Raw genomic sequence first — 21,498 nt, 5'->3', positions numbered from 1 at the left:
GCCCCATCCGCCCCACCCTCAGCGTCACCCGCACCCGCGCTCGTAGACTCCCCGCCATGGCTGGAAGCACCGGAAACGACAAGAGCGCGCCCCCGCCCCTGCCCGAGCCGCTGGCCGTGCCGGTGGCCGACTCGCACACGCACCTGGACATGCAGACCGGCACGGTGGAGGAGGCGCTGGCGAAGGCCGCGGCGGTCGGGGTCACCACGGTGGTGCAGGTCGGCTGCGACCTGGCCGGGTCGCGCTGGGCGGCGGAGACCGCGGCGCGGCACGAGGCCGTGCACGCCGCTGTCGCCCTGCACCCCAACGAGGCGCCGCGCATCGTGCTGGGCGACCCGGACGGCTGGTCGCGGCAGGGCGCGCGGCGGCCCGGCGGGACGGAGGCGCTGGACGTCGCGCTGGACGAGATCGCCGCGCTGGCGGAACTGCCGCAGGTGCGCGGCGTCGGCGAGACCGGGTTGGACTACTTCCGCACCGCGCCCGAGGGCGTGGCGGCGCAGACCTACTCCTTCCGGCGCCACATCGACATCGCGAAACGCTGCGGCAAGGCGCTGGTCATCCATGACCGCGACGCGCACGACGACGTGCTGCGCGTGCTGGCGGAGGAGGGCGCGCCGGACGTCGTCGTCTTCCACTGCTATTCCGGCGACGCGGCGATGGCCCGGGTGTGCGCGGACGCCGGGTACTACCTGTCGTTCGCGGGCAACATGACGTTCAAGAACGCCCAGCCGCTGCGGGACGCGCTCGCCGTGGCACCGCTGGAACGGGTGCTGGTGGAGACCGACGCGCCGTTCCTGACACCGGCGCCGTTCCGCGGCCGGCCCAACGCGCCGTATCTGATCCCGGTGACGCTGCGCGCGATGGCGGCCGTCAGGGGGCTCGGCGAGGACGAACTCGCGGCGGCCGTCGCGGCCAACACCGCGCGCGCCTTCGGGTATTGAGGTCCGGCGTCCCGGCGCGCGCCGGCGGCCCGGTGCGGTCGGCCGGGCCCGGCGGACGGGGGAGTGGCGGGCGGTCGGCGAGCATGCTGTGGCCCGCGCGCACACCGCCGAACCGGTGACCCCATGTGACGGTAATACAACACACGGGCGTCAATACGGGTTACGGTCCGACTCCCCGGCGTGCCCGGAAACGGGCGGGCCGGGCCCACCCGACCGACCCCGTGGAGTCGCCGTGAACAGCGTCAAGCAGGGCAGTAAGGGAAGCAGTACCCAGGGCAGTCATACCAAGCGTGTCGCCGCGCCGCGACACGACTCCGTACGCCGCAGGCTCCCGCGGGCCATCGTGGCGGCCTGCCTGGCGGGCGGCACGTGTGCGTCGCTGGCCGCCGGCCGGCACCCGGCCCCCGCCGCCGAACCGGACCGCACCGGCGTCCTGCGCGCCCTGCCCGCCGCCGACGTGGAGGACGCCGAACCGGACCGCACCGGCGCTCTGCGTGCCGTTCCCGCAGCGGAGGCGGCCCCCGTCGCACCGCCCCAGCAGTTCACCGTCGTCATCGGCCGCGCCCCGGCCGCAGCCGCGGAAGGCGCCCCGGCCGACGGTGCCCCGGCCGACGGCCTCATGGCTGAAGGCGTCACGGCAGGCGGGCCGGGCGCCCCCGCCACCGCGGGCCCGCCCTTCGCCGACCCGCCTTTCGCCGATTCGCCCTTCGCCGGCCCGCCCTTCGCCGACCCCCTGGCCCCTGACGTGGCCCCTGACGGGGCCGCCGGCACGGCCCCCGGTACCGACGGCGGCAGCGCCGGCCCCGCCGCCCCCGGCCTCGCCGCGGTCGTTCCCGCCGCCCCCGGCCTGACCGGCGCCGACGTCCCGGACGCCCCGGGCCTGACCGGCCTCACCCCCGAGGAGCTGGCCGCGGCGGGACTCACCGGTGACGACGGCCCCGCCGCCGTGCCGATCCCGTTCGCCCCGCCGGTGCCCGGCACCGCGCCGGCCGCCACCGACCCCGCCGCCACCGAGCCCGCCGCCACCTCGCCGAAGCGGTCGCGCCGGCACGCCAGGAAGGTCGCGCACCGCAAGCACCACCGCCGTGCCGCGCACCGCGCGCGCCACCGCGTCCACCAGCGCGCCGCCCGTCACCACCACACGCCGGGGCACCACCACCGCCACCGCGCCGCCGACCGCGCCCTGCCGTTCCCCGGCACCGGTGCGTCGGCCGGTGCCGGGGACGCCACGGCCACCGCCGGGGGCGCCACCGCGAGCGCCGGGTCCGCCACCGCGCACGCCGAGGGCCTCGACTGGCACGGCCTGGCGCACTGCGAGGCGGGCAACCGCCCGAACGCCGTCGACCCGTCCGGCACCTACGGCGGCCTCTACCAGTTCGACGTCCGCACCTGGCACTCCGTCGGCGGTTCCGGCCGCCCGCAGGACGCCTCCGCCGCCGAGCAGACCCGCCGCGCCAAACGCCTCTACGCCCAGCGCGGCTCCAACCCCTGGCCGGTCTGCGGGGGCCGGCTGTACCGCTGATCCGGTGCCGCGCCCGGCGGACCCCGGCGCCCTCCCCGGGGTCCGCCGGGGGTTCGCCGGAACCCGCCGGGGCCCGCGTACCGAGGGTGCGACCCGCACCGTTCACCACCGCGTGCCAAGGTCGCGCCCCGCACCGCGCACCGCCGCGAACCGAGGGCACGGGCCCGTACCGCCACCGCCGCCGAACAGGGCCGCGACCCGCACCGCGCACCGCCGCGAACCGGTGGTGGCGGTGCGGCCGGGGCCGGGGGTGCGGGAGCACCGCGCGGACTTCCGTAGGCTTACCGGGTGAGCAGCACCCCCTCAACCGACCCCGGCGCGCTCCTGGGCCCCGCCGACATCCGCGAACTGGCGGCCGCGCTGGGCGTACGCCCGACCAAGCAGCTCGGCCAGAACTTCGTCATCGACGCCAACACCGTGCGGCGCATCGTGCGCACCGCCGAGGTGACCGCCGAGGACGTCGTCGTCGAGGTCGGCCCCGGGCTCGGCTCGCTGACGCTGGCCCTGCTGGAGACCGCCGACCGCGTCGTCGCCGTCGAGATCGACAACGCGCTCGCCGCCGCCCTGCCGGCCACCGTCGCCGCCCGGCTGCCGCAGCGCGCCGACCGCTTCACCCTCGTGCACCGCGACGCGATGAAGGTCACCGAGCTGCCGGGACCGCCGCCCACCGCGCTGGTCGCCAACCTGCCCTACAACGTCGCCGTACCGGTGCTGCTGCACATGCTGGCCGCCTTCCCGTCGGTGCGCCGCTCGCTGGTCATGGTCCAGGCCGAGGTCGCCGACCGGCTCGCCGCCGCGCCCGGCAGCAAGGTGTACGGCGTCCCGTCGGTCAAGGCCGCCTGGTACGCGGACGTGCGCCGGGCCGGCTCCATCGGCCGCACGGTCTTCTGGCCGGCGCCCAACGTCGACTCCGGCCTGGTCTCCCTGGTCCGCCGCGACGCCCCGCCGGCCACCACCGCGAGCCGCGAGGAGGTCTTCGCGGTGGTCGACGCCGCCTTCGCCCAGCGCCGCAAGACGCTGCGCGCCGCCCTCGCCGGCTGGGCCGGGTCCGCCGCCGCGGCCGAGCAGGCCCTCACCGGTGCCGGGATCTCGCCGCAGGCCCGCGGTGAGGCCCTCACCGTGGAGGAGTTCGCGCGCGTCGCCGAACACCGCCCCGCCGGCCCCGCCGCCCCCGGGCACCGCCCCGCCCGCCCGATCCCCGAGGACGGACCCACCGCATGACCACCGACACCCCCCGGCTCCCCGGCGGCTCCGGGTCCACCGGCGCCACCGCGGACCCCGCCGCCCCCGGGCAGTCCGCCGCCCCCGCGCGATCCGTCACCGTCCGGGTGCCCGCGAAGGTCAACGTGCAGCTGGCGGTGGGCGGTTCGCGGCCCGACGGCTTCCACGACCTGGCCAACGTCTTCCTCGCCGTCAGCCTCTACGACCACGTCACGGCGGCCCCGGACGACGTGCTGCGCATCACCGTCGAGGGTCCGGACGCCGCCCAGGTCCCGCTGGACCGGGGCAACCTGGCCGCCCGGGCCGCCATCGCGCTCGCCGCCCGCCACGGCATCGAGCCGCGCGTCCACCTGCACATCGCCAAGGACATCCCGGTGGCCGGCGGCATGGCCGGCGGCAGCGCGGACTGCGCCGGCGCCCTGCTGGCCTGCGACGCGCTGTGGGGCACCGGCGCCTCCCGCGGTGAACTGCTGGAGATCTGCGCCGAGTTGGGCAGCGACGTGCCGTTCAGCCTGGTCGGCGGCGCCGCGCTCGGCCGCGGTCGCGGCGACCGGCTCGAACCGCTGGGGACCGGCGGCGTCTTCCACTGGGTCTTCGCGGTCGCCGACGGCGGGCTGTCCACCCCGGCCGTCTACCGCGAGTGCGACCGGCTGCGCTCCGCCTCCGGGGCCGGCCACACCGTCGCCGACGTGCCCGACCCGCAGCCGGCCCCGGCCCTGCTGGCGGCGCTGGCGGCCGGCGACGCGGTCGCGCTGGCCGGCGCGCTCGCCAACGACCTCCAGCCCGCCGCCGTCTCGCTGCGGCCCGCGCTGGCTGCCACCCTGCGGGCCGGCACCGCCGCCGGCGCGCTCGCCGCGCTGGTCTCCGGCTCCGGCCCGACCTGCGCCTTCCTCGCCGCGGACGCGCAGGCCGCCGGGGCGATCGCCCGCGCCCTGACCGCCTCCGGCACCTGCCGCACCGCCCGCGTCGCCTCCGGCCCGGCCCCCGGCGCGACGGTGGTCCCCCGCTAGGGGGTGCTGCGCCGCGGAGGCGGTGCGGGTACGCCGCGGGGGTGCCGGTGCGCCGGCCGCGGCTGCCTCAGCGCGCCCCCGACGGCTCCGGGGTGCCCGGGTCGTCGGACTCGCGTGCCTCCGCCTCCAGGTCCACCGGCGGCGGCAGCGGGTGCGTCGCTATGTGCCGGGCGGCGTCGCGCGTACCGCGTACGTAGGCCACCGCGCCGATGACCGCGACCACCACCGAGTCCCACGGCGCCGCGATCCACTTCGCGCCGCCGAAGGTGCCGATCCCCGACATCGCCATCAGCAGCAGCAGGTACACCACCAGCCACAGGCCGTTGCGCAGGTCCCGCAGGTCCTGGTCGTGCCGGATCTGCTGGTACGCGTAGAGCAGCACGGAGACGAACAGCACCGGCAGCGCCACCCGCACCTCGTGCCAGCCGGCCCAGTAGAAGATCAGCGTGGCGATCACGAAACTCACCGGTGCGATGATCCGGGTGCCCTTCACCCAGTTCGCCATCCGGTCCGGGTCCGCCTTGCGCACCGACGCCTCCGCGACCACGCTCAGCGAGTACGCGAACAGGCCCAGGATGCTGGTGGCCGCCACGATCGACTGCCAGTTGCCGAACGGCAGCAGGAACGCCGCGCCGACCACGAAGTTCACCAGCAGCGCCCGGCGCGGCACGCCGGAACCGGGGTGCACCACCGCCACCGACTCCGGCAGCAGCCGGTTCTTGCCCAGCGCGTAGACCTCACGGCTGGTCTCCGCGGTGAAGACCATCGCCGAACCGCCCGGCGAGGCGATCGCGTCGCCGTACAGCAGCCAGGTCAGCCACGTCAGGTTCAGCGACGCCGCCAGCTGCGCGAATGGCGAGTTCAGGTCGATGCCCTGCCAGCCGTGCAGCAGGTCCGATCCGGGGATCGCGCCGACGAACGCCAGCTGGAGCGCCAGGTACACCACCATCGACAGCCCCAGCGCGGTCATCACCGCGCGCGGGATGTCCCGCTTGGGGTCCTTCGCCTCCGCGGCCAGGTCGATCGGCCCCTGGAACCCGGTGTACGCGTAGATCACACCGGCCGTCGCGATCGCCGACAGCGGCGCCGCGTACCCGTACGGGGCGAACCCGCCGTGCCCGGTGAAGTTGTGCTTGTGGAAACCGGAGGCGATCAGCGCGCACACCGTCACCGCCGGCACCGCGAACTTCGCGATCGTCACGGCCAGGTTGACGTGCGCGAACAGCTTCACGCCGAACCAGTTGATCGCGACGAACACCGCCATGAACGCCAGCCCGCACACCACGCCCAGCACCGTCAGCCGGCCGCCGCTGAACAGCCCCGGCACGTACTTGGACATGTACTGGAGCATCGCCGCCGACTCGCTCGGCGGGTTCGTCGCGTAGGCCACCCAGATGCCCCACCCGACCAGCGTCGCCACCAGGCGGCCCGAGGTGTGCAGCGGCCAGCGCACCAGGCCGCCCGCCTCCGGCATCGTCGCGCCCATCTCGACCATGACCAGGGCGATCAGCATCAGCGCGATGCCGCCGACCACCCAGGTGATCAGCGAGGCGGGACCGGCGGAGACCGCCGCGTGCATCGGGCTCAGCAGCCACCCGGAGCCGATGATGCCGCCGAAGGCGACCGCGGTCAGCGACCAGTAGCCCATGTGCCGGCGCAAATGGTGATCCTGCGCGTCAGCGGGATCACGAACAGGTTGGGACGTCATGCCGACCTCGCTACCCCACCGGAGGCCAACGATTCCCCCGCCGCCCCGCGACGCTCCGCGCGACCCCCCGCAACGACCACATCACGCCACCGGTCCGGCCCCGGCACCGCGCCCCCGCCCGGCCACCGCCCCGGCCCGCAGCGCCACGATTCCGCTTCGCCGCGCCGCCCGCCTCCGCTCGGCCCGGGCGCGCACCTCCGCTCGGCCCGGCCCCGGCGCCGCGCCGTCGCCCGGCCCCGGCCACGCCCGCCCGGCCACCGTGCCCGCCCGCCGGCAGGCGCCCGGCCGGGAGGCCCCCGCGCGGCGACTACGCTGGGAGAGCCCCGCGGTCACCCGGACGCGGGCACCCTTCGAGCCTGGAGCGTCATGGCGGTCAACCTCGTCAACGTCGAGTCGATCGGCAAGGTGTACGGCACCCGTACCCTGCTCGACGGCATCTCCCTCGGCGTGTCCGAGGGCGACCGCATCGGGGTCGTCGGCCGCAACGGTGACGGCAAGACCACCCTGATCCGGCTGCTGGCCCGGCTGGAGGACCCCGACCGCGGCCGGGTCACCCACACCGGTGACCTGCGGTTCGGCGTCCTGACGCAGACCGACACCCTCGACCCGGCCGCCACCGTGCGGCACGAGATCATCGGCGACCGCGCCGACCACGAGTGGGCCGGCGACGCCAAGGTCCGCGACGTGCTGACCGGGCTGTTCGGCGGCCTGGACCTGCCCGGCTTCCCCCAGGGCCTCGACACCGTGATCGGCCCGCTGTCCGGCGGTGAGCGGCGCCGCATCGCGCTGGCCAAGCTGCTCATGGCCGAGCAGGACCTGCTGGTCCTCGACGAGCCCACCAACCACCTCGACGTCGAGGGCATCGCCTGGCTCGCCGAACACCTGCGGGTCCGCCGCTCCGCCCTGGTCTGCGTCACCCACGACCGGTGGTTCCTCGACCAGGTCTGCACCCGCATGTGGGACGTGCAGCGTGCCGTGGTCCACGAGTACGAGGGCGGCTACTCCGACTACGTCTTCGCCCGCGCCGAACGCGAGCGCCGGGCGGCCACCGAGGAGAGCAAGCGGCAGAACCTGGCCCGCAAGGAACTCGCCTGGCTGCGCCGCGGCGCCCCCGCCCGCACCTCCAAGCCCCGGTTCCGCATCGAGGCCGCCAACGAGCTGATCGCCGACGTCCCCCCGCCGCGCGACAGCGCCGAGCTGATGAAGTTCGCCAACTCCCGCCTGGGCAAGACCGTCTTCGAGCTGGAGGACGCCACCGTCACCGCGGGCCCCAAGACGCTGCTGAAGCACCTGACCTGGCAGCTCGGCCCCGGCGACCGCGTCGGCATCCTCGGGGTCAACGGCGCCGGCAAGACCTCCCTGCTGCGCACCCTCGCCGAGGCCGCGGTCAGCGGCGGCGACGTCCAGCCCGCGGCCGGCAAGGTCGTCGTCGGCAAGACCGTCAAGCTCGCGCACCTCTCCCAGGAGGTCGCCGAACTCAACGCCGGCTGGCGGGTGCTGGAGGCGGTCGAGAACGTCCGCCAGCGCGTCGACCTCGGCAAGGGCCGCGAGATGAGCGCCTCCCAGCTGTGCGAGCGGTTCGGCTTCACCAAGGAACGGCAGTGGACCCCGGTCGGCGACCTGTCCGGCGGTGAACGCCGCCGCCTGCAGATCCTGCGGCTGCTGATGGACGAGCCCAACGTGCTGTTCCTCGACGAGCCGACCAACGACCTCGACATCGAGACGCTGACCCAGCTGGAGGACCTGCTCGACGGCTGGCCCGGCTCCCTGCTGGTCATCAGCCACGACCGGTACTTCATCGAGCGCACCACCGACAAGACCTACGCGCTGCTCGGCGACGCCACCTTGCGGATGATGCCGCGCGGCGTCGACGAGTACCTCGAACGCCGCCGGGCCGCCACCGGTGCCGCGGCCGCCGCCCAGCCGAAGGCCGCCGCCCGCGACGCCGCCCAGGCCACCGCCGACGCCAAGCAGTCCAGCGCCGACGCCCGCGCCGCCAAGAAGGAACTCCAGCGCATCGAACGGCAGTTGGACCGCATCGGTGACAAGGAGTCGACGCTGCACACCCGCATCGCCGACAACCCCACCGACTTCGCACTGGTCGGCCGACTCGACGCCGAACTGCGGGCGTTGCGCGACGAGCGGGACGAACTGGAGTCACGCTGGCTGGAGTTGGCCGAAGCGGTCTGACACTTCTGCGGGGGCGGGGGCCGGTGCCCGGGCTGTTGGCGGAGGGCGGTGCCGGGGCTGGTGGTGGAGCCGGTGCCGGGGTGCCGGGGGTGTCGGCTGCATCGGAGCTGTTGGCCGGGCCGGTGCCGGGGTGTCGGCCGTACCGGAGCCGTTGTCCGCACCGGTGCCGGGGTGTTGTCCGCACCGGAGCTGTTGCCCGGGCCGGTGCCGGGGTGCTGGCCGCATCGGAGCCGTTGTCCGCACCGGTGCCGGGGTGCCGGCCGCATCGGAGCTGTTGTCCGGGCCGGTGTCGGGGTGCTGGCCGTACCGGAGCCGTTGTCCGCACCGGTGCCGGGGTGCCGGCCGCATCGGAGCTGTTGTCCGGGCCGGTGTCGGGGTGCTGGCCGTACCGGAGCCGTTGTCCGCACCGGTGCCGGGGTGTTGTCCGCACCGGAGCCGTTGGTCCGCACCGGCGCCGGGGTGTCGGCCGCGCCGGAGCCGTTGCCCGCACCGGCGCCGGGGTGTCGGCCGCACCGGTGCCGGGGGTGTCGGCCGCGCCGGAGCCGTTGTCCGGACCGGTGCCGGACCGGCACCGGCCGGTGCCCGGCGCACTCCCGGTGATACAAAAGGGGCGCGGCCACCGGGGCCGCCGCGGCGCGACCGCACCGCCGCAGTAACGGGAACCACTCGGGGGACCAGCCATGACGCGACCGCCTCAGCCGCCCCCCGGGGACCACGACCCCGACGACTTCCCGCTCCAGCCCCCGGCACCGCAGCAGCCCGCGCAGCAGCAGCCTCCGGCCCCGCAGCAGCCCGCCGCCCGGCCCCCCGCGCCGCAGCACGCCGATCCCCGGCAGCCCGCGCCGCCGCAGCCCCCGGCCCAGCAGCCCCCGGCCGGCCCGATGCCGGGCTACGGGCAGCCGCACCAACCGCAATCACCGCAGCCGCCGCAGGCACCGGCGCAACCGCCGGTCTACGGCTACCCGCACCAGGAGCCCGCCGGGTACGGCTACCCGCAGCAGCAGCCCGGTTACGGCTATCCGCAGGGCCAGCAGCCGCCCGCCGGCCCGCCGCCCGGCTGGGGTCAGGGCCAACAGCCGCCGCCCGGCTGGGGACAGCCCCAACAGCCGCCGCCCGGTGGGCAGATACCGTACGACCAGCAGCCCACCCACCCGCGCGGCAATCCCGGCTGGCCCCAACAGCCCTACGGTTACGGCCCGCAGGGGCAGCAGCCGTCCTACGCGCCCCCGCAGCCGCCCGCCGCGGCCGGCCGCAGGCGCGGCCGGGTCGTCGCCCTGGTGGCCGGCGCGGTCGCGGTCGTCCTGCTGGCCGGCGGCGGCATCTGGTTCGCCACCCGCGACGGCGGTTCGCACCCGCAGGCGTCCGGCGGCACCTCCGCCGGAACGTCCGCCGGGGCCTCCACCGGCGGCAGCGGCTCGACCGGCTCCGGTGCCTCGGCCGGCGAGACCGGCACGGGCACCGGCAGCGGCCAGGGCGGCACCCCCACCGCCGACGACGGCACCGGCCACCGCGCCACCGGCGAGGTGCGGTGGACCGTCGCGCGCGCCAAGCCCGCCAAGCGCCTCGCCCCCTACCCGACCCCCGGCATGTGGTTCAGCGGCAGCGAGGTCGTCAAGCAGACCCCCACCGGCGTCACCGGCTACGACGTCGCCACCGGCCACGCCGACTGGACCGCCACCGTTCCCAGCGGCTCCACCTGCGACGCCGCCCAGACCGTCGCCGACCACGCGGTCGCCGTCCAGTACGGCACCACCTGCCAGAACGTCATGGCCGTCGACCTCACCACCGGCAAGGTCCGCTGGCACCAGGCGCTGCCCAGCACCGACGCGGCCGACGCGTACACCTTCGCGGACGTCGACATGGCGGTCAGCGACACCACGGTCGCCCTCGCCTGGGACGACCAGTCCGTCGCGTTCAGCCTCACCGACGGCCACCGCGAATGGGCCTCCAGCGCCGGCGACTCCTGCCAGGACTCCGGCTTCGCGGGCGGCGTGCGGATGGTCGAGGTCTACAAGTGCGGTTACGGCGTCAACCCGCCGTACAAGGTCCGGGTCATCGACCCGCAGACCGGCAAGGGCCGCTGGACCTGGAACGCGCCCGCCAACACCCAGGTCTCCAACGTCATCTCCGTCGACCCGCTCGTCGTCGGCATCACGGCCGGCGACGACGGCGTCACCGACGTCTGGGACGTCGAGGGCGGCACCCTGCACGGCAAGATCTCCCTGGGCGCCGGGTCGGAGGGCCAGACCCACTACGGCCTGCACTGCGGCGTGACCGTGACGCCCTGCACCGACGCGCTGGTCGCCGGCGACACCCTCTACCTCACCAGCCACCCGCACCCCGGCGGCACCGGCGGCCAGGACACCGACGAGGTCGCCGCGTTCGACCTCACCACCGGCAACCCGAAGTGGCTGTCGAAGAGCGTCGGCCAGGTCCTCGACCTCGTCGCCGTCGACGGCGGCTCACTGGTGACCTACGAGGAGCCCGCCCTTGGCGGCGCCGGCAGCATCGTCAAGGTCGACCGCACCGACGGCGCGCTGTCGACGTACACGAAGATGTCCAGCGCCACCGAGAACACCGAGCAGGACATCTACCTGCCCTCCCTGGACGAGCTGTCCGAAGGCTGGTACCACGGCACGCTGTTCTTCGGCCTGGACACGATCGACAGCGGCGACAACCTCGTCCGCTACCAGCTCGCCGCGCTGCGCTGACCGGCCCGCGGCGCGGGGCCGCCGGTCGGCCGCGCCGCGTCGGCCGGCCCGAGCGCCGTGCCGGGCCGGCCTCCGTGCCGCGCCGACCGGACCCCGGACCGCGCCGAACCGTCCCGCGCCGCGCGACCCGCCCGCGGGGGCGGCCGGATGGTAGCCCGGACGTCCCCATCCGGAGGCCCTTCTGCCGAATCCCCGCGCAAGTCCGTGGATGCGTGTAGTTTCCGCTGGGTTCGGACCGCACGGGGCGGCGGCCGGCGGTGCGGGCGGCGACACCGGCCGGCACCGCGCGCCGCCGCGCCACGTCATGAGGGGGCACGCGTGGATCCGGTGAGACCCGGGGCCGTACCGGCCAGAGGAGAAGGCGGCAGGAACCAGTCCGGCATCCGGCTGGTGGTGGTCGACGACCACCGCCTGCTCGCCGAGGCGCTGGCCTCCGCCCTCAAACTGCGCGGCCACCGCGTGCTCGCCGCCGGCGCCCCGGTCTGCGGGGCCGCCGACCTGGTGCACGCCAGATCCCCGGAGATATGCCTGCTCGGCACCGCCTCCCCGGCCGACCCCGGCGTCTTCGACCCGGTCGTCCGTATCCGGCACGAACACCCGCAGACCCAGGTCGTCGTGCTGGGACCGGTGCCCAGCCCGCGCGGCATCGCCGCCGCCTTCGCCGCCGGAGCCGCCGGCTACGTCCGGCACGACGAACGCATCGAGGGGGTGGAGCGCGCCATGGCCCGCGCCAGGGCCGGGGAGGCCGCCGTCACCCCGCTGCTGCTCCAGGGCGCGTTCGCCGACCTGCTCAACCCCGCCGCCCTCCAGGACGACGAGGCCGGCCGGCTGCTGCGGCTGCTGACCCCGCGCGAGGTGCAGGTCCTGTCCCGGGTCGTCGAGGGCGAGGACACCCGCCGCATCGCCGTCGGCATGGGCATAGCGCCCAGCACCGCCCGCACCCATGTGCAGCGGATGCTGATGAAACTCGGCGTCGGCTCCCGCCTGGAGGCCGCCGCCCTCGCCGCCCGCACCGGCCTGCTCGACCGGGCCGGCCCACCCGCCCCCGAGCCGTCGCCGCCACCCGCTCCCTGAACCCACCCCTTGACGCCACCTCCTGAACGCACTTCCTGAACCCGCCTCCTGACGCCCGCCACGCACGGTCCACCGGCGCTTTCGCCGTCCGTCCCGCACGGTTCGCCCGGTCCCGCACGGTTCGCGGCGGGCTTTCCGCCGTCCGTCCCGCACGGTTCGCCCGGTCTTCCGTCCGGTCCGCCGCCAACGGTCCGCGGCCCGCTCGCGGGCGGCTGCCGCCGGCGGTTCGGGCCCGTTTCGCGGCGGCCCGCCACCGGCCGTCCGCCGTCCGGTTCCTGACGTCTTCTCCCGTCCGTCCGCCGCCCGCCCCGGACCGCGTTCGTTTCTGTTCGAACGTGGGCCGTCCACCGGTGTCCACCGCCGCAACGGACCCCGGGCACGCCTTTCGGCCCCCGCCGGGCTGCGCTCATTGACGTAACTGTTCGCTCGTGATTCATTGTGTGCGGTTCTGTTGTTGGTAGGTATGGGTGAGGAGCCCGCGCGGTGAAGGTGAACAAGACCACGACCCGGCTCGCCGACGGCCGCGAACTGATCCACTACGACTCGCGCGACGACGTCCGGCGCGACGCGGTCGACAAGCGGCCGCTCGAACCCGCCGTCGCGGCCAACGAGATCCGCCACGACCCGCTGCGCGACGAATGGGTCGCCATCGCCTCGCACCGGCAGGGCCGCACCTACCACCCGCCGGCCGACGAGTGCCCGCTGTGCCCCTCGCGCGACGGCCGGCTCAGCGAGATCCCCGCCGCCGACTACGACGTGGTGGTCTTCGAGAACCGCTTCCCCTCGCTCGCCGGTCCGCCCGGCCCCTCCGAAGCCGCCGACCCGGCCGGGCTGTTCACCCACGCCCCGGGCACCGGCCGCTGCGAGGTGGTCTGCTTCACCGACGACCACGACGCCTCGTTCGCCGACCTCACCCCGCAGCAGGCCGCCCTCGTGCTGCACGCCTGGACCGACCGCACCGCCGAACTGTCCCGGCGCCCCGGCGTCCAGCAGGTCTTCTGCTTCGAAAACCGCGGCCGCGAGATCGGCGTCACCCTCAGCCACTCGCACGGCCAGATCTACGCCTACCCCTTCACCACCCCCCGCACCGACAGCATGCTGCGCTCCCTCGCCGCGCACCGCGACCGCACCGGCGGCAACCTCTTCGACGACCTGCTCGCCGCCGAACGCGCCGACGGCAGCCGCGTCGTGCTGGAGACCGCGCACTGGACCGCCTTCGTCCCGTACGCCGCCCACTGGCCGTACGAGGTCCACCTGCACCCCAGGCGCCGGGTCCCCGACCTGCCCGCCCTCGACGACGCCGCCCGCGCCGAGTTCCCGCACGTCTACCTCGAACTACTGCGCCGCTTCGACCGGCTCTTCGGCCCCGGCGAACCGCCCACCCCCTACATCTCCGCCTGGCACCAGGCCCCCGTCGACCACCCGCTCCGCGGCGAATTCGCCCTGCACCTGGAGCTGTTCACCATCCGCCGCACCTCCGGCAAGCTGAAGTACCTGGCCGGCTCCGAGTCCGGCATGGACGTCTTCATCAACGACGTCCCCCCGGAGTCCGCCGCGCTGAGGCTCCGCGAGGTGGCCGCGCCGATGGACACCACCGGTGCGGCCGGTTCCGCCGACGGTGGTGTGTCCGGTGCCGGTGCGGTGGCTGGCGGTGATGTGTCCGGTGCCGGTGCGGTGGCTGGCGGTGGTGTGACCGGTGCAGTGGCTGACGCTCCGGCTGACGGTGGTGTGGTCGGAGTCGGTGCCCCCGCCGGGGCGGTCGACGGCGCACGGACAGCCGACGCGAACCGCGCGCACAGCGGCACCCCGCACCATGGGCCCCGGTGACCCACGCGTGCACACCGGTAGCCGACGCGTGGTCACCGGTGATCCCCACACGCACACCGGTGACCCGCGCACCGGCGCCGATGACCCCGCACCACGGGCCCCGGCGACCCGCGCATGGGTCCCGGTGACCCGCGCCGCCGGGCGGCCCGACAGAACGACGACGGAAAGGCAGGGCCCGCGATGACCGCCACCCCGACCCCGACGGCCGGTAACCCCCGAAGGCTCCTGGTCACCGGCGGCGCCGGCTACGTCGGCAGCGTCGTCACCGCCCACCTGCTCGACGCCGGCCACCGCGTCACCGTGCTGGACGACCTGTCCACCGGGCACCGCGAAAGCGTCCCGGCCGGCGCCGACTTCGTGCACGGCCGGGTCCAGGACACCGCCGCCGACCTGCTCGACCCCGGCTATGACGCGGTGCTGCACTTCGCCGCCAGCTCGCAGGTCGGCGAGTCCGTCAGTGACCCGGAGAAGTACTGGCGCAACAACGTCGGCGGCAGCCTCGAACTGCTCACCGCCCTGCGCGCCGCCGGGGTGCGCACCCTGGTGTTCTCCTCCACCGCCGCCACCTACGGCGAACCGCGCACCGTCCCCGTCACCGAGGACGAGCCCACGCTGCCCACCAACCCCTACGGCGCCACCAAGCTCGCCGTCGACCACATGATCGGCGCCGAGTGCGCCGCCCACGGCCTCGCCGCCGTCTCGCTGCGGTACTTCAACGTGGCCGGCGCCCACACCGCCGCCGACGGCACCACCTACGGCGAACGCCACGACCCGGAGTCCCACCTCATCCCGCTGGTCCTTCAGGTCGCCCGGGGCCGCCGCGACGCCATCAACGTCTACGGCGACGACTACCCCACCGCCGACGGCACCTGCGTGCGCGACTACATCCACGTCGCCGACCTCGCCGACGCCCACCTGCTCGCCCTCGGTGCCGCCCGCCCCGGCGAACACCTCGTCTGCAACCTCGGCAACGGCAACGGCTTCACCGTCCAGGACGTCGTCCGCACCGTCCGCGACGTCACCGGCCACCCCGTACCGCAGATCACCGCGCCGCGCCGCACCGGTGACCCCGCCGTCCTCGTCGCCGCCGCCGACCGGGCCCGCGACCGCCTCGGCTGGCGGCCGACCCGCACCGACCTGGCCTCCATCGTGCGCGACGCCTGGCACTTCGAACAGAGCAAGTACCCAGCGCAGCAAGCCCGTTGACCATCGCACCGCCCGCACCCCCTTCCGTGCCGCACCCCGCGCACCCCGTAAACTCCGCCATCCATTCCGCACCGCACCAGGAGAACGGCCCGTGACCGCCGACGTGTTCCAGCAGACCTACGGATTCACCCCTGAGGGGGTATGGGCCGCTCCCGGCCGGGTCAACCTCATCGGCGAGCACACCGACTACAACGACGGCTTCGTGCTGCCCTTCGCCATCCACCAGACCACCACCGCCGCCGTCGCCCGGCGCGACGACGGACTGCTGCGGCTGCACTCCTCCGCCGACCCGGAGGGCGCCGTCGTCGAACTGCGCGTGGCGGACCTGGTGCCCGGCGGCACCGACGGCTGGGCCGCCTACCCGGCCGGCGTGGTCTGGGCCCTGCGCGACGCCGGACACCCGGTCACCGGTGCCGACATCCACTACGACAGCACCATCCCCATCGCCGCCGGCCTGTCCTCCTCGCACGCCCTGGAGGTCGTCACCACCCTGGCGCTGTCCGACCTGTTCGGCCTCGACCTGCCGCTGTGGCAGCTCGCCCGGCTGTGCCAGCGCGCCGAGAACGTCTTCGTTGGCGCCCCGACCGGCATCATGGACCAGACCGCCTCGGCCTGCTGCGTCGAGGGCCACGCCCTCCACCTCGACACCCGCGACCTGTCGCAGCGGCAGATCCCGCTCGACCTGGCCGCCCACGGACTGCGCCTGCTCGTCTTCGACACCCGCGTCAAGCACGCGCACAGCGAAGGCGGTTACGGCGACCGCCGCCGCGGGTGCGAGCGGGCCGCCGCCGTGCTCGGCGTCACCGCGCTGCGCGACGTGCCGTTCGGCGAACTCGACCAGGCCCTCGACCGGCTGCGCGCCGAGGACGCCGAGGGTGCGCAGGAAGCCCACGACGCCCAGGACGCCCAGCGCTCCCAGGGCACCGCCGGCGAACTCACCGGCCTGGTGCGGCACATCGTGACCGAGAACCACCGCGTCGAACAGGTCGTCGCCCGCCTCGAAGCCGGCGACCCCCGGGCCATCGGGCCGCTGCTCACCGCCGGACACGCCTCGCTGCGCGACGACTTCAAGGTCTCCTGTCCCGAACTCGACCTCGTCGTCGACACCGCCAACGCCGCCGGCGCGCTCGGCGCCCGCATGACCGGCGGCGGATTCGGCGGCTCCGCGATCGTCCTCACCGACGAGCGCACCGCCGACCACGTCACCGAGGCCGTCCTGACCGCCTTCGCCACCAAGTCCCTCACCGCCCCGCGCGTCTTCACCGCCACCCCCGGCGCCGGCGCCCGCCGCCTCGCCTGACAGCACGGCAGCCCCACCGGCGCCGCCCGCCACCACCCACCCCACACCCCGCCCCGGCACCGCACAACCCGCGTGCCGGGGCACACCCGCCCCATCACGCGCTCCCGCACGCCCCCCGCGAAGCGCGGGCGCCCGCGCCCGGTCACCCCGTCCCCGGGCGCCCCTGTGCCACCGCCGGGTTTTGCGCGCCCCCTCCACGCAACCGCACAACTCGGCCAGGTATCGACAGAGTTCGGCAATCCCGCCCGAACCACCAGCGCGGCCCCTAGGCTTTCGAGCAGCGTGTCCGGACCGCGGGGGTGACCGGACACCGTCCAGGGGCGACCCGCCGCGAGCACGCACCCCGGGCACGGGCGACCACGACCGGCGGCGCGCGGCCCAGCCGCACCGCCGGCCCACCGACCGGACCCGCGCACCGGCGATGCCGCCCGCCTCCGTCACCCGGAAAGCGTGATCGCATGGCCCGCATACGCGTGCTCGTGGTCGACGACCACCGCATCTTCGCCGAGTCGCTCGCCGCCGCCCTCGCGGCCGAACCCGACATCGACGTCGCCGCCGTCGGTACGGCCGCCGCGGCGCTGCGCGGGCTGGACCGCGCCGTCGCCGACACCAGACCCTTCGACATCGCCCTCGTCGACGCCGACCTCGGCACCCCCGGCGCCCTGCCCGCCCAGCGCACCGCCGACAACCACCCGCACGAGAGCCACACCGCCGATGGCATCAGCCTCGTCGAACGCCTGCGCGCCGCCCACCCCCGCACCCGCACCGTCGTCGTGGCCGAACGCGACGACCCGCACCGCGCCGCCCGGGCGCTCCAGTGCGGTGCCGCGGGCTGGGTCGCCAAGGACAGCAGCCTGTCGCGGCTGCTCGCGGTCATCCGCGGTGTCCTGCGCGACGAGACCCATCTGCCGCCGGCCCTGCTCACCGGTGTGCTGCGCGAACTGACCGCCGCCCGCCGCAACCGCACCGAGAGCGAACGCCTCGTCGATACCCTGACCAACCGGGAACGCGAGGTACTGCGCTGCATGGTCGCCGGCCTCGGCCGCAAGGCCGCCGCCGAACACCTCTACCTCTCCCCGCACACCGTCCGCACCCACATGCAGAACGTCCTGGGCAAGCTCGGCGTCCACTCCACCCTCGCCGCCGTCGCCCTCGCCCGCCGCGCCGGCGTATCCCCCGCGGACCTCAACGCCCCCGTCTGACAAGCCTTGTCGAGCCCGCGACCGCCCCCGGCCGACAGCCGCCGCGGAACGTCACACCGGGCACCCCACGCCGGGAGCGTCAAGCCGAACTCCGCGCCGGGAACGCCGAGCGGGACCGCCACGCCGGGAACGCCGAGCCGCGACCCCACCCGGTCCTCAGCGGCGCGGGAACGTCACGCGGGAACGTCACCCGAGCCGGTGCGCTACGGGACGTCATACGGGACCGCCACGCCGGGAACACCGAGCCGCGACCCCGCCCGCCCCGCAGTACTGCGGGAACGTCACGCCGCGACCTCACCCCGGGCCGCAGCACCGCGGAACGCCACGCGGGGCACGTCATTCGCCCCGAAGCACCGCGATACACCCCGCGGAAGCGGGCGCGCCGCGCAGCCTCATCCCGGGACGTTGTCGAACGGGGCCGTCAGGCTCCGCAGCAGGTCCGCGAGGTCCTCGCGCTGCCGGGGCGACAGTTCGGCCAGGATGGCCCGCTCCTGCGCGAGCAGCCCCGCCAGCGACGCGTCGGCCCGTTCGCGCCCGGCCCCCGTCAGCCGCACCAGCACGCCGCGCCGGTCGCTCGGGTCCGGCAGCCGTTCCACCAGGTCCCGCTTCGCCAGCCGGTCGATCCGGTTGGTCATCGTCCCCGACGTCACCAGGGTCTGCGTCAGCAACTGCCCCGGTGACAGCTGGTACGGCGCACCGGCCCGCCGCAGCGCGGTCAGCACGTCGAACTCCCACGGCTCCAGTTCGACCTCGGCGAACGCCACCCGGCGCGCCCGGTCCAGATGCCGCGCCAGCCGGCTCACCCGGCTGAGCACCTCCAGCGGACCCACGTCGAGGTCGGGGCGCTCCCGCCGCCACGCGGCCACCAGTCTGTCGACCTCGTCCTCCATGGCGATCAGTGTAGTGGTTGTGTCGACATGAAGTCTCTTGACATCAAGATAGGCATGGGGGGAGCCTGGAACGCCCGGCAGGACCCGCCCGCACCCTCCCCGGAGAAGCCCGTGATCACCGCACTCGACCACGTCCAGCTCGCCGCCCCGGCCGGCAGCGAGGACGCGCTGCGCGCCTTCTACACCGGACCGCTCCGGCTGACCGAGATCCCCAAACCCGCCGCCCTGGCCGCCGGCGGCGGCTGCTGGTTCGCCGCCGGCGCCGTCCAGCTCCACCTCGGTATCGAGTCCGGCTTCCGGCCCGCCCGCAAGGCCCACCCGGGCCTGCGCGTCGACGACATCCACGACGTCGCCCGGCGCCTGACCGACCACGGCGCCCCCGTCACCTGGGACGACCGGCTCCCCGGCCACCTGCGCCTGTTCACCGAGGACCCGGTCGGCAACCGCCTGGAACTCCTGCAACCCGTCACCGGCTGACCACGGCCCCCTCACCACGACCGCCTCCGGCCCACCACGACCGGCTCTGCCACTACGACCGCCTCCGGCCCACCACGACCGCCTCCGGCCCACCACCACCGCCCGACCACCGCCCCCGGACGATGCCCGGCCGGACGATGCCCCGCCTTCGGGACATCGCGCCGCCGGACCGCCGCTCAGGCCTTGCGGTGGCCGATCAGCCGCGGGCGCGGTTCCAGGCCCGACAGGCCGTTCCACGCCAGGTTCACCAGGTGTGCCGCGACCTCCGCCTTCTTCGGCCGGCGTACGTCCAGCCACCACTGCCCGGTCAACGCCACCATCCCGACCAGCGCCTGCGCGTACATCGGCGCCAGCTTCGGGTCGAACCCGCGCTGCTTGAACTCCAGTCCCAGGATGTGCTCGACCCGGGTGGCGATGTCCGAGATCAACGACGCGAACGTCCCCGTCGACTGCGCCACCGGCGAATCACGCACCAGGATGCGGAAACCGTCCGTGGACCGCTCGATGTAGTCCAGCAGTGCGAACGCCGCCTGCTCCAGCAGTTCGCGCGGATGGCCACCGGTCAGCGCCGACGTCACCATGTCCAGCAGCATGCGCATCTCGCGGTCCACCACCACCGCGTACAGGCCTTCCTTGCCCCCGAAGTGCTCGTACACCACCGGCTTCGACACGCCGGCCTTCGACGCGATCTCCTCGACCGACGTCCCCTCGAAACCGCGTTCCGCGAACAACGCCCGGCCGACGTCGAGCAACTGCTCCCGGCGTTCCGCCCCCGTCATCCGCACCCGCCGGGCCCGGCGGCCGCCCTTCGCCGCCGGCACCCCCGGCCCCCCCGACACCGCTCCCACCGCACCGCCTTCGCTGCCGTCCGTCGCCACGGCGACCATCATGCCGCCTTGGCGTGGTCTTCCTTGCGCCGGGCGGCGATCCGGTCCGAACTCGGCCACCGCACGTCCGACGCCCAGCCCAGCAGTTCGAACCACCGGATGATCCGCGCGCTGGAGTCCACCTGACCGCGCAGTACGCCGTGCCGCGCGCTCGTCGGGTCCGCGTGGTGCAGGTTGTGCCACGACTCGCCGCACGACAGCACCGCCAGCCACCACACGTTGCCCGACTTGTCGCGCGACTTGAACGGGCGCTTGCCCATCGCGTGGCAGATCGAGTTGATCGACCACGTCACGTGGTGCAGCAGCGCCACCCGCACCAGCGAACCCCAGAAGAACGCCGAGAACGCGCCCCACCACGTCATCGTCACCAGGCCGCCGACCAGCGGCGGGATCATCAGCGACACCATCGTCCACAGCACGAACTGCCGCGAGACGCGCCGCAGGTCGGGGTCCTTGACGAGATCCGGCGCGTACTTGTGCTGCGGGGTCTGCTCCTCGTCGAACATCCACCCCATGTGCGCCCACCACAGGCCCTTCATCAGGGCCGGGACGGTCTCGCCGTAGCGCCACGGGCTGTGCGGGTCGCCCTCCGCGTCGGAGAACCGGTGGTGCCGGCGGTGGTCGGCCACCCAGCGCACCAGCGGCCCCTCCACGGCCATCGACCCCATGATCGCCAGCGCGACCCGCAGCCCCCGGTTCGCCTTGAACGAGCCGTGCGTGAAGTAGCGGTGGAACCCGATGGTGATGCCGTGGCACCCCAGGTAGTACATGAAGACCATCAGACCGAGGTCCAGCCAGCTCATCCCCCAGCCCCAGACCGCCGGGATCGCCGCCAGCAGCGCCACGAACGGCACCCCGATGAACAGCCCCAGGGCGATCTGCTCGACCGACCCCTTGCTGTCGGCGCCCAGCGTGGCGCGGGGCAGTGGCCCGGCGCCGTCCGCCCCTGCCTCGGAGATCACGTCCGGCTGTGTGGTCATGGTGTCCCTCTGGGGATGGGGGGCGGTTTACGTAGCTACGGAACCGTAACCTACGTCCCCGTAAGTATGGCAGGACCGAACGCCACGGCCCGGCCGCCGTTTCGCCGCCCACCCGGCCACCTCCCGCCCGCGCCCTGCCGTCCCCCTGACCACGCGTATGCCCACGTCCACGCCGCCCGGTATTCCCCCGCCCGGTTCGCCCCCACCCGGGCGAAGAACGCTCGATCGTGTGGGCGGCGGCCGGCCTGCGCGGGGAAGCCCCGGCCCCGGGCGGGCAGGTGGGCCGCCCCGGGGGACGGCGGGGCGACCGGGCGCGCGAATGTCCCGGCGCGGGGACGGCCGGGGGTGCGGC

15 protein-coding genes and 1 pseudogene are annotated in these 21,498 nt (G+C 75.0%); 12 read left to right on the top strand and 4 right to left on the bottom strand.

Annotation, left to right across the window (positions count from 1 at the left end; all coding sequences use genetic code 11):
• Window positions 1-56: 56 nt before the first annotated feature.
• The 4 genes from POF43_RS32615 to POF43_RS32600 all read left to right on the top strand — a co-directional run bounded on the left by POF43_RS32615 (window position 57) and on the right by POF43_RS32600 (window position 4,694).
• Complete coding sequence (locus POF43_RS32615; RefSeq protein WP_271325890.1) at window positions 57-941, top strand: TatD family hydrolase; 885 nt, start codon at window positions 57-59, stop codon at window positions 939-941.
• A gap of 232 nt (window positions 942-1,173) precedes the next feature.
• The gene (locus POF43_RS32610) at window positions 1,174-2,463 is read left to right on the top strand and encodes a transglycosylase family protein (RefSeq protein WP_282704913.1); all 1,290 of its coding nucleotides are present in this window, start codon (window positions 1,174-1,176) and stop codon (window positions 2,461-2,463) included.
• Window positions 2,464-2,751: 288 nt separating this feature from the next.
• The gene (rsmA, locus tag POF43_RS32605; protein ID WP_282699162.1) at window positions 2,752-3,684 is read left to right on the top strand and encodes a 16S rRNA (adenine(1518)-N(6)/adenine(1519)-N(6))-dimethyltransferase RsmA; all 933 of its coding nucleotides are present in this window, start codon (window positions 2,752-2,754) and stop codon (window positions 3,682-3,684) included.
• Window positions 3,681-4,694 (top strand): 4-(cytidine 5'-diphospho)-2-C-methyl-D-erythritol kinase, encoded by a 1,014-nt coding sequence (locus tag POF43_RS32600; protein WP_271325583.1) that lies wholly within the window; start codon window positions 3,681-3,683, stop codon window positions 4,692-4,694. The genes rsmA and POF43_RS32600 overlap by 4 nt, the downstream gene beginning before the upstream one ends.
• A 67-nt stretch (window positions 4,695-4,761) precedes the next feature.
• Here the strand turns inward: POF43_RS32600 and POF43_RS32595 are convergent, their stop codons facing one another.
• Window positions 4,762-6,354, bottom strand: a complete 1,593-nt coding sequence (locus POF43_RS32595) for an APC family permease (RefSeq protein WP_271318279.1) — start codon at window positions 6,352-6,354, stop codon at window positions 4,762-4,764.
• A 414-nt stretch (window positions 6,355-6,768) separates the two neighbouring features.
• Here POF43_RS32595 and POF43_RS32590 point away from each other — a divergent pair, with 414 nt between their 5' ends.
• The 7 genes and pseudogenes from POF43_RS32590 (at window position 6,769) to POF43_RS32560 (ending at window position 17,912) form a co-directional block, all read left to right on the top strand.
• Entirely contained in the window at window positions 6,769-8,592 is a 1,824-nt protein-coding gene (locus tag POF43_RS32590) for an ABC-F family ATP-binding cassette domain-containing protein (protein ID WP_271318476.1), read from the top strand.
• Window positions 8,593-9,272: 680 nt separating this feature from the next.
• Window positions 9,273-11,303, top strand: coding sequence for an outer membrane protein assembly factor BamB family protein (locus POF43_RS32585; protein WP_282704912.1), 2,031 nt, complete (start codon window positions 9,273-9,275; stop codon window positions 11,301-11,303).
• A 318-nt stretch (window positions 11,304-11,621) separates the two neighbouring features.
• Complete coding sequence (locus tag POF43_RS32580; protein WP_282699159.1) at window positions 11,622-12,377, top strand: helix-turn-helix transcriptional regulator; 756 nt, start codon at window positions 11,622-11,624, stop codon at window positions 12,375-12,377.
• A gap of 489 nt (window positions 12,378-12,866) precedes the next feature.
• Window positions 12,867-13,958: pseudogene (gene galT / locus POF43_RS32575) on the top strand (galactose-1-phosphate uridylyltransferase); the annotation flags it as partial.
• 426 nt (window positions 13,959-14,384) lie between these two features.
• Complete coding sequence (gene galE, locus POF43_RS32570; RefSeq protein ID WP_271325229.1) at window positions 14,385-15,410, top strand: UDP-glucose 4-epimerase GalE; 1,026 nt, start codon at window positions 14,385-14,387, stop codon at window positions 15,408-15,410.
• 91 nt (window positions 15,411-15,501) lie between these two features.
• Complete coding sequence (gene galK, locus POF43_RS32565; RefSeq protein ID WP_271325228.1) at window positions 15,502-16,710, top strand: galactokinase; 1,209 nt, start codon at window positions 15,502-15,504, stop codon at window positions 16,708-16,710.
• Window positions 16,711-17,168: 458 nt separating this feature from the next.
• A complete protein-coding gene (locus tag POF43_RS32560) occupies window positions 17,169-17,912 on the top strand; it encodes a LuxR C-terminal-related transcriptional regulator (protein ID WP_271325206.1) in 744 nt (247 codons plus the stop codon).
• 392 nt (window positions 17,913-18,304) lie between these two features.
• Here the strand turns inward: POF43_RS32560 and POF43_RS32555 are convergent, their stop codons facing one another.
• Complete coding sequence (locus tag POF43_RS32555) at window positions 18,305-18,802, bottom strand: MarR family winged helix-turn-helix transcriptional regulator (protein WP_271318457.1); 498 nt, start codon at window positions 18,800-18,802, stop codon at window positions 18,305-18,307.
• 111 nt (window positions 18,803-18,913) lie between these two features.
• Here POF43_RS32555 and POF43_RS32550 point away from each other — a divergent pair, with 111 nt between their 5' ends.
• The gene (locus POF43_RS32550) at window positions 18,914-19,279 is read left to right on the top strand and encodes a VOC family protein (RefSeq protein WP_271325207.1); all 366 of its coding nucleotides are present in this window, start codon (window positions 18,914-18,916) and stop codon (window positions 19,277-19,279) included.
• A gap of 176 nt (window positions 19,280-19,455) precedes the next feature.
• On the opposite strand, the gene POF43_RS32545 is transcribed toward POF43_RS32550, so the two are convergent.
• A complete protein-coding gene (locus tag POF43_RS32545) occupies window positions 19,456-20,166 on the bottom strand; it encodes a TetR/AcrR family transcriptional regulator (RefSeq protein ID WP_271318404.1) in 711 nt (236 codons plus the stop codon).
• The gene (locus POF43_RS32540; RefSeq protein ID WP_271318403.1) at window positions 20,166-21,146 is read right to left on the bottom strand and encodes an acyl-CoA desaturase; all 981 of its coding nucleotides are present in this window, start codon (window positions 21,144-21,146) and stop codon (window positions 20,166-20,168) included. Before POF43_RS32540 ends, POF43_RS32545 begins: the two co-directional genes overlap by 1 nt.
• Window positions 21,147-21,498 lie beyond the last annotated feature (352 nt).

The sequence above is a fragment of the Streptantibioticus silvisoli genome (assembly GCF_027947535.2).
Classification (GTDB): Bacteria; Actinomycetota; Actinomycetes; order Streptomycetales; family Streptomycetaceae; genus Streptantibioticus_C; species Streptantibioticus_C silvisoli.
This window is presented reverse-complemented; position numbering and strand designations above follow the sequence as displayed.

Bases quoted from the DNA above. Each gene is read 5' to 3' on its own strand.
- POF43_RS32615 (WP_271325890.1), top strand. From the start codon at position 57: ATGGCTGGAAGCACCGGAAACGACAAGAGCGCGCCCCCGCCCCTGCCC.
- POF43_RS32600 (WP_271325583.1), top strand. From the start codon at position 3,681: ATGACCACCGACACCCCCCGGCTCCCCGGCGGCTCCGGGTCCACCGGC.
- POF43_RS32590 (WP_271318476.1), top strand. From the start codon at position 6,769: ATGGCGGTCAACCTCGTCAACGTCGAGTCGATCGGCAAGGTGTACGGC.
- POF43_RS32585 (WP_282704912.1), top strand. From the start codon at position 9,273: ATGACGCGACCGCCTCAGCCGCCCCCCGGGGACCACGACCCCGACGAC.
- galE (WP_271325229.1), top strand. From the start codon at position 14,385: ATGACCGCCACCCCGACCCCGACGGCCGGTAACCCCCGAAGGCTCCTG.
- POF43_RS32560 (WP_271325206.1), top strand. From the start codon at position 17,169: ATGGCCCGCATACGCGTGCTCGTGGTCGACGACCACCGCATCTTCGCC.
- POF43_RS32555 (WP_271318457.1), bottom strand. From the start codon at position 18,802: ATGGAGGACGAGGTCGACAGACTGGTGGCCGCGTGGCGGCGGGAGCGC.
- POF43_RS32545 (WP_271318404.1), bottom strand. From the start codon at position 20,166: ATGGTCGCCGTGGCGACGGACGGCAGCGAAGGCGGTGCGGTGGGAGCG.
- POF43_RS32540 (WP_271318403.1), bottom strand. From the start codon at position 21,146: ATGACCACACAGCCGGACGTGATCTCCGAGGCAGGGGCGGACGGCGCC.